Genomic DNA, 13192 nt, shown 5'->3' with positions numbered 1-13192 from the left:
TGATGTTCGAAGGATGAAGCGAGGCGCTCGGGCCACCTCCATCATGGCGTACGCGGTCTGCGTGCGGGAGAGAAGGGCGCGGCTGGGTCGGTGGCCGCTTCAGCTTGCCTGGTCGGTGGAGCCGCTCCGTACGCCGGAGGCGAGCGGTCAGGCGGCGCTCTGCTCGGCGGCGATGTAGTGGGACATCGTGGCCTTCAGAGCGTCGTCGGGACCCGGGCCCGCAGCTCCGGTGACGGGCGTGGTCACGAAGTTCGTGGCGGTCAGGTGGTAGCTGACCTGGTACGGGTCGATCGTCGTACCGGGGCGCAGCCGGTAGGCGGTGTGACGGGATGCGCCGTACTTGCCGATGGTCAGGGCGATGACCTGTTCCGCCTTGGCGCTGGTCAGGAGGATTCTGGCCCACTCGATCGATTTGCCCTCGGTGGTGAAGTCGTCGAAGATCACCACGGTCCTGCCCTTGAGCTTGCCCTTGTACTTGGGGTTGATGCGGACGGTGCGGGCCTGGGCGCCGATCGAGATGTCCGCCGTGCTCGCCTCGCCCCGGCTCCTCCTCCACCGTTCCAGGCTGGTGTCTGGTGCTTGGCCGGTGCGCTCGAGGAGGTCCTCGCGGTAGTAGGAGCCGACCATCACTTTCGCCCTGGTGAGGAAGCCGGCGAGTTGCTGGCTGACCTGGCCCGGGGAGCTGCTGGGGTAGACGCAGAAGAGGCTGCGGTGCGGCAGGGTGCCGTCGAGGTAGGCGGAGGACAGCAGGCGCAGCATCAGGATGTCGCGGGCGTCCTGGGTGCCGACGGTGATGGTGCGGCCGCGGGTGAAGACGTCCTGGAGCTCGAACGTCCGGCCGACTTCCTGGGGGAACCGCACGTTGGGAGGCAATAGCGACCGGATCTTGAAGGAGCGGGCGTCATCGTCGTGGCTGAAGGCCCAGCGGGGCTCGTCCAGGAGGAAGTGCTCCAAGAGCTCACCGACGTCCGCCGGCTCGTCGGCCGACAGGGTGAGCATGCCCTTGTTGTTGCGGACGTGGCTGGCCCAGCGGGCGTGGACGTGCACGACGCCGGCGTTGATGCCGGTACGCCAGTCCCACTCCGAGGTTCCCACCATGAGGAGCTGATTCGTGCGCAGCCTGAGGCGCTCGGCGACCGTCAGCAGCCAGGCCCCGCTGCCGCGGGGCCGCCTGTCGGCGATGTCGTCGCGGCACAGGTGAAGAGCGGGGGCGGACAGGCCGGCAGCCCTCATGGCGGCTTCGGCGTCGAGGGAATCGGTCGTGAGCAACACGAAGGAGATGTCGCGGTCATCCAGCCACTGCAGGAAGTCGGCGATCCCGTCGTGGGCGCGCCCAGGCCCGCGCAAGAGCGCCATGTAGTCGATCGCGACCGCGCGCACCGTGCTCGTCACGTCCATCCCCACCCCTACCGTCATGCCGTGATCATGAACTGCCCCTCCTGTCATGATCTCAACCGGCCTGGCCGCGCACCGACGAATCCCCGATTCCAGCTCCCGATGCGTCAGGCGGTGAGGCGGCGTGGGCCGGACGGCTGGGGTGGCTGCGCTCGGTAGGCTCTGGGTTGTGGCAGATCTGGAGATTCCGATCGAATTGGCGCAGTTGCAGGCTCGTGTGAACGCGGCGTTCGATGCGGTGGCCGAGCACCACCGCAGTGTGGGGGTGCCGGTTCTGGAATGGCCGGAGGAGGAAATGGTCCGGTCCGCGGAGCTGATGGCTGCTGCGACGGCGGCTGCGGACGAGCTGCGTGCTGCGGTGGAGGCGTCCGGGCTGGTGGCCGAGCACGGTTCCTACGAGTTCCAGGCGGCGCTGATGCGTGCCTCCCGCGCTGTGTGACCGCTGCCTGTGTCGAGTGGACAGTCGCCCGGTGAGGCGGAGCCGGCGCGGCCTTGGCGCCCCGAGGACGGGCCACGGCCCGCGGTGCGTGTCTTTCCTCCCGGCCGACAGCCGATGCTGCGGATCCGCACCGAGGGAGCGTGGCGGACGGCGGTGGTCGAGGCCCGACTGGACCATCCCGACGGCCGTGTCGCCTATCAGGTCGATGTGCAGCTGGAGCGGGGCGGCATCGTCGGGAACTACACCTTGGCGTTCTGGTGGGATCCGTCGGTGATGCACCCGGTGGAACCCGGAGAGCACTGAAGGCGGAGCACGGGAGAGGGGGCGCAGCCAGCATCGGCTGCGCCCCTCTCCCTTCCGGGTTCGGGGTGTCGGGTCAGGTGGTCCGGATGGTGGTCAGGAGTGCGGTGAAGGTGGTGGGGGAGAGTACGAGGGCGGGTCCGGCGGGGTTCTTGGAGTCGCGGACGCCGATCCAGGTGTCCCCGTGGGCGATTTCGACGCACTCGTTGCCGCCGCCTCCGCTGTAGCTGCTCTTGATCCAGGCGGCGCTGTCCAGTTGCTCGGGCGTGGGGTGGGTCATCGGGAGAACTCCTGTCCGGCGTCGGCGAGCATCCGCGAGGACGCCGCACTGTCGGCGGCGGCGCTGCGCAGGTAGTCGAAGTGGACTTTATAGGCGGCGACGTCGTTGCCGTCATCCAGGTAGAAGCCGCTGGCGCGGGACTCGATGTAGACCACGGACATGGCGTTGCGCGGTTCGCTCTCGTCGGTGCGGCCGATGATGACGAAGTGTCCTCCGGCGCCGGCGTGGGCGCCGAGCGCGAAGGGGAGGACCTGGAGGTCGATGTGGGGGTGCTGGGCCATGCGGTGCAGGTGGTCGAGCTGGTCGGCCATCACCTGGTGGTCGCCGACGATGCGGTGGAGTACGGCTTCGTCCAGGACGACCCACAGGTGCAGGGGCGGGTCGCGGTCGAGGATGGTCTGGCGCTGCATGCGTGCGTCGACCATGCGCTCGATCTCTTCCGGTGGCGTGCGGGCCTCGTGGGCCTGGTGGAGGGCGAATGCGTAGGGGCGGGTTTGCAGCAGGCCGGGGACGACGGAGTTGGCGTAGACGTGCTCGAAGTCGCCTGCGGCCTCGAAGGAGATGAGGGGGTCCATCCAGGCGGGGACGGCTTTGTTTCCGACCCACCAGCCCTCGCCCTGGGACTTGGCGAGAGCGACCAGGGCCTCGCGCTCGGCGGCGGTGGCGCCGCACGCCTCGGCCATGGCCTTGACCGTCGCCCATTTCACCTTGGCCCGGTCCTGCCACACCTCGTACCGGCCGACGGTGGCCTTGCTGCACCCGGCTTTGTCGGCGAGTTGTCCCTGTGTCAGTCCGGCCCGCTCGCGCAGTGCGAGGAGGCCGCGGGCGATCTGCATACGTCCTGCCGGTCCGGCTGGTCGCGTGGCGGCCATCTCCACCCCTCTCCGCCCCGGGTGCGGGGCGCGTGATCTGCGGGTGAGCGTACCTGCGGCACGTCAGCGCGGGGCGCCGGCACACATCCCCGGAAATGCGGAATCTGCAAAAGCGACTTCAACTTTCGCGGATTCCCTGGCATCCTGCCTACGACACCCCCAGTGTGCTTCAGATCACAACAGGTGATCGCCGTGGAGGTGTGCGCCCACCCGGAGACCCCATGGCCGACATCCGCGCCGCGACCATCGACCTCGCGGCCGGCACCACCGCAGACCTCCGCCGCCGCCTGCGCGGACAGGCATGCGCAGCCTGCGGCCAGACCGGCCCGCTCCGGCCCGGCGGCCACGCCTACACCCTCGGCCGCGACGGCGGCCGTCTGGGATGGCCCGTCCGCGTCTGCCCCACCTGCCCCACGGAGATGCAGCCATGACCCGCAGCCAGGCCCTGGAGTGGGCCACCCGATCCGGCGCCCACGAGGCCGAGGTCAACATCGCCTGGCGCACCGGCCATGCCGTCTCCGTCCCGGTGGGCCGGTGCTGGGAGGTCGTGCGCGCCACCCGCACCCTGGGCATCGACACCGTCCTGCGCCTCCAGGCCCACGGCCTGTGGCTCGGCCCCGTCCTCGAAGTCCCCCCGCGGGGAACCGTAGAGATCCTCGTCCCCACCGGAACCGCCCGCACCTGGCCCGCGCTCCCGGGCACCGTGTGCACCGCCCGCGGCACCATGCGCTCGCCCGCTCCCTACCTCACCGCCGCCGGCGGACACCGGGCCCGGTGCGGACGCCGCTGGATCGTCCCCCCACTGCTCCCGGCACCGGCCACCACCGACCCCGACGCACTGTGCGAAACCGCCGCGGCCGCCCTCGCCCACGCCGCGCTCCTCCTGCACGACGACCCGCGCACACCCCGCCCCTGAGACCGCTTCCCCGACCGGCAACCCTCGTGGGACAGCCCGAGGCACCGTTGCCCCCGGGACAACGCGCCCGGGGGCAACGGCCTTTCAGCTCACTGCATGCAGGTGGCTGCACGCACATGCCTGGTGGCTACTCAGTCCCGAGCGCTGCGGTGTCGGGTGCCGGTCGCGGAGTCCGCTCCCGCATGAACCGCTCTGGGGGCACTGGCCTGGGGGCTGGGGGTGTGTCAGCCGCAGTGCGCGTTGAAGGCGCTGCCGTTGTAGAGCAGGCCGTCCTTCTTCATGCCGCCCTTGATGTCGATGCAGTCGTGGCGGGCGTAGGTGTAGACGGGGCCCGCGTAGAACCGGAAGTTCTCGCCGGTGCCCAGGCCGTCGCAGTCGCGGATGCCCGGTGAGGAGAACTGGCTGGGCTCGATGCAGACCCAGATGTGACGGACTTTCCCGGAGAGCTTGCTGTGGGGGCGGGCGAGGGCGCAGTTGTTCCCGGTGGTGGGTGAGTAGTAGAGGTCGATACGGCCGACGGTGGTGCGGCCGCGGTCGACGTCGTAGGAGTCGATCTTGTAGTAGCCGCTGCCGCAGGAGCCGATGATGGCCGCGTTGGCGGAGGGAGGGACGATGAAGAGGCCTGCGCATATGGCGAGGGCGCCAGCGGTGAGTGCGGCGATTCGGCGTGCTGTGGTTTTCATGTCTGGTGCCTCCGAGGGGCGTCGGGTGGGTGCCGGGTGGTGGGTGGTTCCTGATGCCGGTCGCGGATGTCCGCTCCCGCATGAACCGGCTCGGGGTGGTGGCCGGGGGCCGTTGCGGGAGCGGGACGGGCGCGGCGGGATGGAGGTCATGAAGTCGTCCTCCCGCGAGCAGTCCGTTCTCCGGGATCGCTGGCCGGGGTGGCTGTTTCGGTGCTGCGCTCGGGGGCCGGGCGCCGGACGGGGAGGAGCGGCTCCGCCGTCCGGTACGGCGAGGTGTGCAGGACGGGCCGCAGCGCGATGGTGAGCGCGAAGAGGACCAGCGCGGCGAGTAGCGGGGGGAGGGCGGGTGTGGAGGTGTGGCTGCCGGCTGTGCGGGTGCCGATGGCGAGGCCGAGGTAGACGGCGGAGACCAGTAGGGAGAAGGCCTCGGTGGTGGTGCCGGGTGGGGCGAGGTGGTCGATGAGGTGGTAGCAGGTCGTCAGGAGGGGGCCGAAGAACAGGCCGCTGAGGGCGATGGCTGCGAGTGCGTGGGCGGGTGTGGTGGCGGTGGTCAGGCCGAGCCAGGAGAGTGCGTAGGTGGCGGCGAAGGTGACCAGGCGGCTGTGGAGGGGGGTCTTCCAGCGGGCGTAGGCCCATAGGGCGTTGCCGACCATGGCGGCGCAGGACAGGGTGGCGGGGAGGGCGCCGGTCAGCCAGGGGGTGTTCCAGAGTTCGGCGTAGGCGGGTCCGGCGGTGTAGACGGCGCCGATGACGGCTCCGAAGGCGGCCAGGAGGGCGATGGCGATCCACATGCCTGGTGCTCGTAGGGCGCTGGGTGTGCCGGTGTCGGGGTGGGGGCTCCAGGTGCGGGAGGGTGGGGCGGTGGCGAAGCCGGCGGCGCCGGCCAGTCCGAGGGCGGCGGCTGCGGCGAGGATGCCGCGGGGGCCGCCGGTCAGGGCTCCGAGGGCGACCAGGAGTGGTGCGGTGATGTGGGCGATTTCCTGGCTGGTGGCGTCGAGGCTGTAGGCGGCGTCTTTGGCCTGGTCGCCGACGAGGAGTGGCCACAGGGCGCGTAGGGAGCCTTCCAGGGGTGGGCAGCCTGCGCCGGCGATCAGGGTGAGTGCTGCGGCAGTGGTGTGGTGGCCGGTGATGCCGTCGATGGTGAGGGTGGCGGTCGCGGCGGCTGAGATCAGGGCGGCGACGGTGGTGGTGCGGGTCTGGCCGGTGCGGTCGATCAGGCGGCCGAGGACGGGTTGGCCGGCGGCGAGCGCCAGGCCGTAGAGGGCGGCCAGTCCGGTGCCCCATTGGTAGCTGCCGCCGTTGGCGCGTACGAGGAGGACCAGGGCGAGTGGGACCATGCCGTGTGGGAGGCGGCCGATGGTTGCCCAGGACAGCAGGCGGGCGGTGTGGGGGGTGGTGACCACGCCCCACCAGCCGGTCACTGGGCCTCACCTTCGGGATGGTCGTGGCGTGTTCGTGGGCGTGCGGCGGTGGCGTGGTAGAGGCCGGCCAGGGGGTTGGCGTTGGTGCCCGGGTGGTCGGTGTAGAGGTGGCCGAAGCGCTGCGCGTAGTGGGCGAACCAGTCGGGGTCTGTGTGGAGGAAGCGCAGGTCGTGGGGGCGCATGCGGCGGATGGCCAGCAGTGGGATCGGTGAGCGGTTCACCGGGAAGCTGGGGTTGTGCACCGCCGGGGCGCGGCAGTCGGGGTGAAACTGGCCGAGCATCAGTCCGCGTTCGACGAAGTCGTTCTTCGCCGCGGCGTGGACGCGGTCGACCAGTGGCCACTGGCTGGGTGTGAGGTCGGGCAGCAGCACGATCAGCGCCGCGTGCGCGCCGGGCCTCTCGGGGTGGGGCAGGTCGGCGAACACCTCTCGTGCTCGGCCGAGCATCGCCACCAGCTCCGGGACCTGTGGCGGGTTCCCGGCCGGGAGGGGGTAGGTGTAGGCGCGCAGTGCGGCGGCGTCCAGGGCGGGTTCGATGAAGGGGCAGATGGCGCCGCGGCGGCCCAGGTCCGGGTGCGGGGCGGCGACGGAGTTGCGCAGCCAGTCCGCGAGGATCGTGGCGTGTTCGCGCGCGGGTGCGATGAAGGGGTGCGGGGCGGTCATGCGGCGGCCTCTTCGGGCATGCCGTGGGCGAGGTCGTCGAGGAAGGCGTCGAGCAGGGGGCGGGTGACGTGTTCGACGGTGATGGCGTGGGCGCGGCCGTGGACGACGGGCAGGCTCCAGCGGTGTGTCACCCAGGGTGCGGGGGCGTTGAAGGTGACGGTGAGGGCGCCTTCGTGCAGATGGGGCTGGTAGGCGCCGAGTGCCTTCAGGCGGTGGTGGAGGTAGTGGGCGTTGTGCTGGCAGCGGGCGACCATGGCTTGCAGGCCGGTGCGGCCCAGCTCGCGCAGGCGTAGCCAGGCGATGAGGGCGGCGAGTCCGGAGCGGGAGCAGTCCAGGGTGTGGTTGGTGGCGCCGGTGTAGGGGCCGCTGCGGGTGGGGGTGGTGTGTTCGGTGCGGGTGAGGGTGATGCCGTAGGGGATGGGTGAGCCGAGGAGTTTGTGGCCGGAGAGGGCGAGGGTGTCGGTGCCGGCGGTGAAGCCGCAGTCGGGGAGGCCGGGAGTGGTGGCGGCGATGAGAGCGCCCAGGGCTCCGTCGACGTGCAGGTGCACGGTGCCGGCGGTTGTGGCGGCGTGGCGCAGGGCGGGGAGGTCGTCGCTGGCGCCGGTCATGGTGGTGCCGATGGTGGCGGCGATGATCGCTGCGCGGCCCGGGCGGGCCGCGCAGGCTGCGTGCAGTGCCGCGGGGTTCATCGTGCCGTCGTTGTTGCTGGCGATGGGCACGGCCTCGATGCGGAGCTTGCCGGCGAGGAGCGGGATGGAATAGTGCGCGCTGCCGGGGCTGTAGTAGAGCGGGGCGTCGGGCAGGCGGGTGCGGGCGGTGTGGAGGCCGTGTTCGTTCGCAGCCGTGCCCGAGGCGGTGACGTAGCCGAAGACGTCGTCGCGGTGGGCGCCGAAGAGTTCGGCAAGGAAGGCGATGACCTGCTGTTCGTAGGGCTTGGTGCCCACGTCGGAGGTGTCGGGGCTGTCGGGGTCGCCGACGTTGTTGAACAGCACCGAGAGCGCGGGAGCGAGGGCGGCGCTGTGGTCGGGGGCGAGGTTGCCCGGAAAGCCGATGTGCCGAGCCTCCTTGTGCCGTTGGGCTTCGACGAGGTCGCGGATGTGTGCGGCGTCCGCGTGCGGGTCCACTCCTGTACGGCCGATGTGCAATGCCTCCTCGCCGGGCGGTTGGTCGCCCGGGTGTTGGTCGGCTGCCGCAGGGGTGGGTGCGGTCTCGGCTGCAGGCACAGAGCTCTCTCCTGACTGGAAGACATGTGGTCGCACGGTCGCGGTCGGCCCGAGGCGGCCCGGGGCGGTGCGGGGCCGTGCGGGGCCGTGCGGGGCGGTGCGGGCGGGAAATGCGACGGGGGCCGTTCCGGAACAAGCGCGGTGTGGGTGGTGGCGGGGCTGGGGCCCTCGGTCCGCTCCCCTCCGGTGCGGGCCGCGGCCCCAGCCCCGCCGTTGCGCGGGCGCTGGTGCGGCGCCCTGCGCCCGGGCCGGTCGGCTCCCCGGTGACCGGCCGGCCCGGCGTTTACGGGTGGTGTGGCTACACCAGGGGGGAGGCCTTCACGCCGTAGTGGATCCAGCCGCGGCCGTCGTTGTTCCAGCCGAGCTTCCAGGCGCCGTCGCCGCGGGCCCACTTCGAGATCGGGTAGCCGATCCAGGACGTGGTGTAGGAGCCGTCACCGGCCTCAAGGCGGTTTTGGATCCAGAACGTCTTGTAGCGGCGGACGGGGTCCTTGCCGTCTCGGTTGTGCTTCTTGAGATAGACGCGGAACGCGGCCGAGTCGAAGATCTGGGAGGGGTCGCCCAGCCAGGAGGGGCCGTCCCAGGACAGGCGGGCCTGGGAGTAGATGTAGCTGCCGGATCGGTAGCTGCACATCCGCGCGGTCAGGGTCCAGTTGTCGGCCCAGGGCCCGTAGTAGCCCGGGTGGTCGACCGTCTTGGTGGTCTTCGTGCACGAGGCGGCCGAAGCAGTCGGTGCCAGGGTCACGGCTCCCGCCGTGAGGGTGCCCAGTGCCACCGCGGTCGCGGTGGTGCGGCGCAGTAGAGTGCGCACGTCGATGCTCCTGTCATTCGCAGTGCGGGTGATAGGTAGGGCCCGCGGACCGGCCGGCTGAGTTTGGCGACTGGACGGCCGGTCCCCGGGTGGCAACACGCTGGGCTGTTTTCCCAGCTCACAGTCTTAATCCGCGCAACACGCGCCCACCTCCTCCCTCGCGGCGCCGGATGGTCATGCCGCCTCAAGCGAACCGGCCGCGCCCGCGCCCCGGCGCAGAGCCTGCGCGTAGCGGGCGACGCAGCGATCGAGTTGTTCAAGGCCCTGGTTCTGGGTGGCGGCGTGGGTCAGAGCGCGTAGCAGGGCGGAGCCGATGATGACGCCGTCCGCTCCGCTGCGGGCGACGGCGGCGGCTTGCTGGGGGCTGGAGATCCCGATGCCGGCGCACACGGGGAGAGATGTGCGGTTGGGGATTTGGGCGAGGCGGCGGCGTAGGTAGGGCAGGTTGATGCCGGTGTGGGTTCCGGTGGGGCCGCAGGTGGCGGGGAGGTAGACCCAGCCGGTGGAGGTGAGTGCCGCGGCGGCGAGTTGGTCCTCACCGGCGAGGAAGGTGGAGTGGAGCCGGTGCGTGGTGGCGGCGGCGCGCCAGTTGGTGGCGGCACGGCCGTGGGGGTGGATGTCGGGGAGTACGGCTCCGGCGGCTCCGGCTGCTGCCAGTGCTGCGGCCATGGCGTCGGGGCCGTGACGGCTGATCGGGTCCCAGTACGACATGAGGGTGATGGGGGTGTCGGTGGCGTGGGTCAGGGCGCGTATGAGGTTCATCGTGGTGGCCGGGGTGGTGCCGGCGTCGAGTGCGGTGGCGGCGGCGTGGGCCATGTCGGGTCCGTCGAGCACGGGCACGGGCGCGGGGAGGGCGATCTCGAGGATGTCGACGTGGCGGGCCACCAGGCGCAGCGCGGTGTAGCTGGCGGTCGGGGTGGGGTAGCCGGCGGGGAGGCAGCCGATGAGTACGGGGCGGTGTTCGGTGCGGGCGGTGGTGAAGACGGCGTCCAGGCGTGCCGCCGGTGAAGGGGATGGGTTCATGGTGGTCACCTGCGGTCGGGGAAGATCACGTAGAGGAAGCAGCCCGTTTGGGTGTGGGGGCTGTGGGTGGTGCCGCGTTCGGCGGTGAGGACGTCGTCGGGGCCGTAGGTGCCCGATTCGTCGGTGAGTTCGCCGCGCAGGACGACGGTGATCTCGGCGGAGTCGGCGTGATGGTCGCCGGCGATGCGGGCTCCGGGGGCGAACCACACGAACGCGGATGCCGGCAGCGGTGTGTCGTGGCGGGTCCAGGCCAGGGGCGCCATGGTGACTCCGGGGGCGATCTGGAAGTGGTCGAGCTGTTCGCCGAACCGGGTCAGGGTGAATCCGGGTCTCATGCCGCGGCTCCACCGATCCGTGCCGGGCGGGTGAGGGCGTGGGCGAAGCGGCGGGCGCACAGGTCGATGTGTTCGATGGCCGAGGAGGGGTCGGTGGCGCTCTCGGCGGCTTGGATGAGGGCCGATCCGATGGCGATGCCGTTGCCGGGGGTGGCCAGGGCGGCGGCCTGGGCGGGGTTGGTGATACCGCGCCCGACGACGATCGGCATGCCTGCGGGAGCCCAGCGCTGCACCTGGCCACGGCGCCGGGTCAGGGTGAGGGCGTCGATGTTGCGTGCGGTGGGTGTCAGCAGGCCGGGGACGTAGACGCAGCCTGTCGAGGCGCGTGCTGCGGCCGCGAGCTGGTCGGCTCCCGCGACGAAGGCGGTGGCCAGTCGGTGCCGGGCCGCCGCCAGGCGCCAGCGGCTGCCCGCCGGGCCGGTGGGGTGGACCTCGGGCAGCACCACGCCGGCCGCGCCGGAGGCCCCCAGAGCGGCGGCGAAGGTTGCGACGCCGTGCCGGGCGATCGGCCGCCAGTGGGTGTTGACCAGCACCGGCACGTCGATACCGGCCGTCAGATGCCGGACCAGCCGCAGCGCGATGCCCACCGTGGCGCCTGCTTCCAGCGCCCGCTGATGGGCTGTGCGGTGCAGGCCGGAGGTGAACATCTCGACCCGCGGGATGCCGAGCTCGATGACATCGACGTGCCGGGACAGGGCCCGCAGCGCCGACAGTGACGAGCCGACAGTGGGATAGCCGGCCGGCAGGTACCCGACCAGAGCCGGGCGGCCGGCCGCACGCGCCGCGGCCAGCGGCCCGTCCAGCGGTGTGGCATCAGGTGTGGTGGACACGACGCGACAAACCCCCGAGACGATGCGGTACTCCGAACAGTGAGCAGAAGCTAGAACCACGGAACGAACTTCGCAATTCGGATGTGTCGCACCCGGATTCCGGCCTGTCGCACCCCGCAGGCCAGCCCGCAAAGAGAGCCTCGAAAGTCACCCCACCACGCGAAGCCGCACATGCGAACCATGCACCCTTTGACAGGAATTACAGCTCACGGCACATCCCGGCTTGAACGAGCGGGCTTCCTGCTCGGCGTTCGTCCCTGCGGTCTTCGCACTCGGCTTCCAGGGGTTCGGTTGACGAACGCGCCGCCACCGCCTCGTCGACCGCGGAATCACGCACAGCGAAGCGCCCGGCCTTGGGAGGGTCCGGGCGCTGCTGCCGTCGTACGAACGTCTACGGGCCTGAGACAAGCGCGACGACGAGGACCTCGCGGGCCGCTTCGTCGCCCCGACACAGGACCGGAGTCCACGCGCGGCGGCCGACGACGGGCGAGGTGGTTCACCATCGCGGCCGGGTCGGCGGGTCCGTTACCGCACGCGTTCCGTTTCCGGCTTCGGGTCGGCCGCCGGGGCGTCGTCGTTCTTGGTGCTGCGTTGGGTGAGGGACGACAGCCGCCCCTCGGCGAGGGCGAGCGCGGCGATGACGACGGCGCCGCCCACCGGCACGTTCCAGCTGATCGTCTCGCCGAGCACGGTGGCGCCGACGATCACCGAGAAGACGGGCACGAGGTAGTTCACGCCGGAGGCCGTCGTCGGACCGACGTCAGCGATCAGCCGGTTCAGCAGCGCGAAGGCCAGACCCGTCGACGCGGCTCCCAGGACCAACAGGGCCAGGACCGGCTTGGCCGTGACGTCTCCCGAAGGCGTCCAGCCCGTGGTCAGGGCGAGGACCGGTCCGGTGATCACGGCGGCGGAGACCAGCTGGCCGGCGGTCACCGACAGCGCGGGAAGCTTGTGCGGTGCGATGAACCGGCGTACGTACACGAAGCTCACGGCGTAGCTCGCCGCGGCGCCGACGCACGCCAACTGCCCCTCGACGGAGCCGAAACCGTCGGCGCGCCACGGCCCGACGACCAGGACCAGACCGGCGAACCCGCCGAGCAGGCCCGTGACCTTGCGCGCCGTCGGCTTGTCGTCGGTCAGTGCCGCCGCGGCGACGCCCATCGTGACCAGCGGCGTGGCGCCCTGGATGACGCCGGCGATGCTGGCCGTCGCGTACTGCTCCCCGTAGGCGAAGAGGAAGAACGGCAGCACGTTGCCGAACACGGACGCCACGGCGACGTGGCCCCACACCTTGCGGGTGGGTGCGGACAGCCGCTTCACGGCGATGATGGCGATGACCACGGTGGCACCGACCAGCAGCCGGCCGAAGGCCACCTGCAGCGGTTCGAAGGCGTCCAGCGAGACCTTGATGAGGGCGAAGCTGCATCCCCAGAGGGCGGCCAGCAGACCGAACCGTCCCCAGCTTGCGACGTTCATGAATTCCAACTCCTGTCGACATGCGCGCGTCACTGGCGCCGGCTTCAGGCGGGTTCGCGATGGTCAGGACGCGGCGTCCGCGGCCACTACCGCACCCGGCGCAGGCCGGCCCGGGGCGTCGCCCTGGAACTGGCCGCCACGTTTCATCGTCAACATGCGACGGAGCGTCACCATTCCGGCAGGTCAGTACTCAGACCGGTACCGGTACTCACGTGGGCAAGCTAGAACCGCGGGACTGAGCATCGCAATTCACCCATGTCGCATCCCGCTTCCGACGTGTCGCACTGCACAGGTCAGACCCCCGACAGAACTCCGAAAATCGAAGCTGGGCGCGGAGTCTCCCGGTCCTGCTGCGAAGGGGTGGAGGGACGTTCTGTTGCCTCCTCCAGCCCCGGGATGTGCGCGGGCCGGGTGTGGATCAGGGGCGTCGGGCCATCATGCGGTAGGTGATGGCGAAGCCGATGAGGGACCACAGCGCCAGCACGGCGAAGGGGAGGGCCGCGGGCCCTTCGGGCGGTGCGGCCAA

16 protein-coding genes are annotated in these 13192 nt (G+C 71.1%); 4 read left to right on the top strand and 12 right to left on the bottom strand.

Annotated elements, in window-relative coordinates; translation table 11 throughout:
• Nucleotides 1-147: 147 nt before the first annotated feature.
• A complete protein-coding gene (locus ACL06G_RS20865) occupies nucleotides 148-1416 on the bottom strand; it encodes a hypothetical protein (protein WP_412836485.1) in 1269 nt (422 codons plus the stop codon).
• 148 nt (nucleotides 1417-1564) lie between these two features.
• Here ACL06G_RS20865 and ACL06G_RS20860 point away from each other — a divergent pair, with 148 nt between their 5' ends.
• The gene (locus tag ACL06G_RS20860; protein WP_412836484.1) at nucleotides 1565-1834 is read left to right on the top strand and encodes a hypothetical protein; all 270 of its coding nucleotides are present in this window, start codon (nucleotides 1565-1567) and stop codon (nucleotides 1832-1834) included.
• Between the two features lie 153 nt (nucleotides 1835-1987).
• Nucleotides 1988-2137: a hypothetical protein gene (locus tag ACL06G_RS20855; RefSeq protein WP_412836483.1), complete on the top strand. Its 150-nt coding sequence runs from the start codon at nucleotides 1988-1990 to the stop codon at nucleotides 2135-2137.
• Between the two features lie 73 nt (nucleotides 2138-2210).
• Here ACL06G_RS20855 and ACL06G_RS20850 read toward each other — a convergent pair whose 3' ends face one another.
• The gene (locus ACL06G_RS20850) at nucleotides 2211-2414 is read right to left on the bottom strand and encodes a DUF397 domain-containing protein (protein ID WP_412836482.1); all 204 of its coding nucleotides are present in this window, start codon (nucleotides 2412-2414) and stop codon (nucleotides 2211-2213) included.
• Nucleotides 2411-3250 (bottom strand): helix-turn-helix domain-containing protein, encoded by an 840-nt coding sequence (locus ACL06G_RS20845; RefSeq protein ID WP_412836481.1) that lies wholly within the window; start codon nucleotides 3248-3250, stop codon nucleotides 2411-2413. The genes ACL06G_RS20850 and ACL06G_RS20845 overlap by 4 nt, the downstream gene beginning before the upstream one ends.
• 257 nt (nucleotides 3251-3507) lie before the next feature.
• Between ACL06G_RS20845 and ACL06G_RS20840 the strand changes: the two genes are divergently transcribed.
• Nucleotides 3508-3717 (top strand): hypothetical protein, encoded by a 210-nt coding sequence (locus tag ACL06G_RS20840; protein WP_412836480.1) that lies wholly within the window; start codon nucleotides 3508-3510, stop codon nucleotides 3715-3717.
• Nucleotides 3714-4202 (top strand): hypothetical protein, encoded by a 489-nt coding sequence (locus ACL06G_RS20835; RefSeq protein ID WP_412836479.1) that lies wholly within the window; start codon nucleotides 3714-3716, stop codon nucleotides 4200-4202. The genes ACL06G_RS20840 and ACL06G_RS20835 overlap by 4 nt, the downstream gene beginning before the upstream one ends.
• Nucleotides 4203-4426: 224 nt before the next feature.
• Here ACL06G_RS20835 and ACL06G_RS20830 read toward each other — a convergent pair whose 3' ends face one another.
• The 9 genes from ACL06G_RS20830 to ACL06G_RS20790 form a co-directional block, all read right to left on the bottom strand.
• Complete coding sequence (locus ACL06G_RS20830; protein ID WP_412836478.1) at nucleotides 4427-4885, bottom strand: hypothetical protein; 459 nt, start codon at nucleotides 4883-4885, stop codon at nucleotides 4427-4429.
• Between the two features lie 146 nt (nucleotides 4886-5031).
• Nucleotides 5032-6306, bottom strand: a complete 1275-nt coding sequence (locus ACL06G_RS20825; protein WP_412836477.1) for an MFS transporter — start codon at nucleotides 6304-6306, stop codon at nucleotides 5032-5034.
• Nucleotides 6303-6968, bottom strand: a complete 666-nt coding sequence (locus ACL06G_RS20820) for a DUF6875 domain-containing protein (RefSeq protein WP_412836476.1) — start codon at nucleotides 6966-6968, stop codon at nucleotides 6303-6305. The genes ACL06G_RS20825 and ACL06G_RS20820 overlap by 4 nt, the downstream gene beginning before the upstream one ends.
• Nucleotides 6965-8191 carry a pyridoxal-dependent decarboxylase gene (locus ACL06G_RS20815; RefSeq protein WP_412836475.1) on the bottom strand — a complete coding sequence of 409 codons (1227 nt, stop codon included), beginning with the start codon at nucleotides 8189-8191 and terminating at the stop codon, nucleotides 6965-6967. The genes ACL06G_RS20820 and ACL06G_RS20815 overlap by 4 nt, the downstream gene beginning before the upstream one ends.
• A gap of 298 nt (nucleotides 8192-8489) precedes the next feature.
• Nucleotides 8490-9002 (bottom strand): hypothetical protein, encoded by a 513-nt coding sequence (locus tag ACL06G_RS20810; RefSeq protein WP_412836474.1) that lies wholly within the window; start codon nucleotides 9000-9002, stop codon nucleotides 8490-8492.
• A 174-nt stretch (nucleotides 9003-9176) separates the two neighbouring features.
• Nucleotides 9177-10025: a tryptophan synthase subunit alpha gene (gene trpA / locus ACL06G_RS20805; RefSeq protein WP_412836473.1), complete on the bottom strand. Its 849-nt coding sequence runs from the start codon at nucleotides 10023-10025 to the stop codon at nucleotides 9177-9179.
• Nucleotides 10026-10030: 5 nt separating this feature from the next.
• The gene (locus tag ACL06G_RS20800) at nucleotides 10031-10360 is read right to left on the bottom strand and encodes a cupin domain-containing protein (protein WP_412836472.1); all 330 of its coding nucleotides are present in this window, start codon (nucleotides 10358-10360) and stop codon (nucleotides 10031-10033) included.
• On the bottom strand, nucleotides 10357-11190 hold the full coding sequence (locus ACL06G_RS20795; RefSeq protein WP_412836471.1) for a tryptophan synthase subunit alpha: 834 nt from the start codon (nucleotides 11188-11190) through the stop codon (nucleotides 10357-10359). Before ACL06G_RS20795 ends, ACL06G_RS20800 begins: the two co-directional genes overlap by 4 nt.
• A 525-nt stretch (nucleotides 11191-11715) precedes the next feature.
• Nucleotides 11716-12666 (bottom strand): DMT family transporter, encoded by a 951-nt coding sequence (locus ACL06G_RS20790; RefSeq protein ID WP_412836470.1) that lies wholly within the window; start codon nucleotides 12664-12666, stop codon nucleotides 11716-11718.
• Between the last annotated feature and the right edge of the window lie 526 nt (nucleotides 12667-13192).

This window comes from Streptomyces callyspongiae (genome assembly GCF_047200695.1).
Lineage (GTDB): Bacteria > Actinomycetota > Actinomycetes > Streptomycetales > Streptomycetaceae > Streptomyces.
This window is presented reverse-complemented; position numbering and strand designations above follow the sequence as displayed.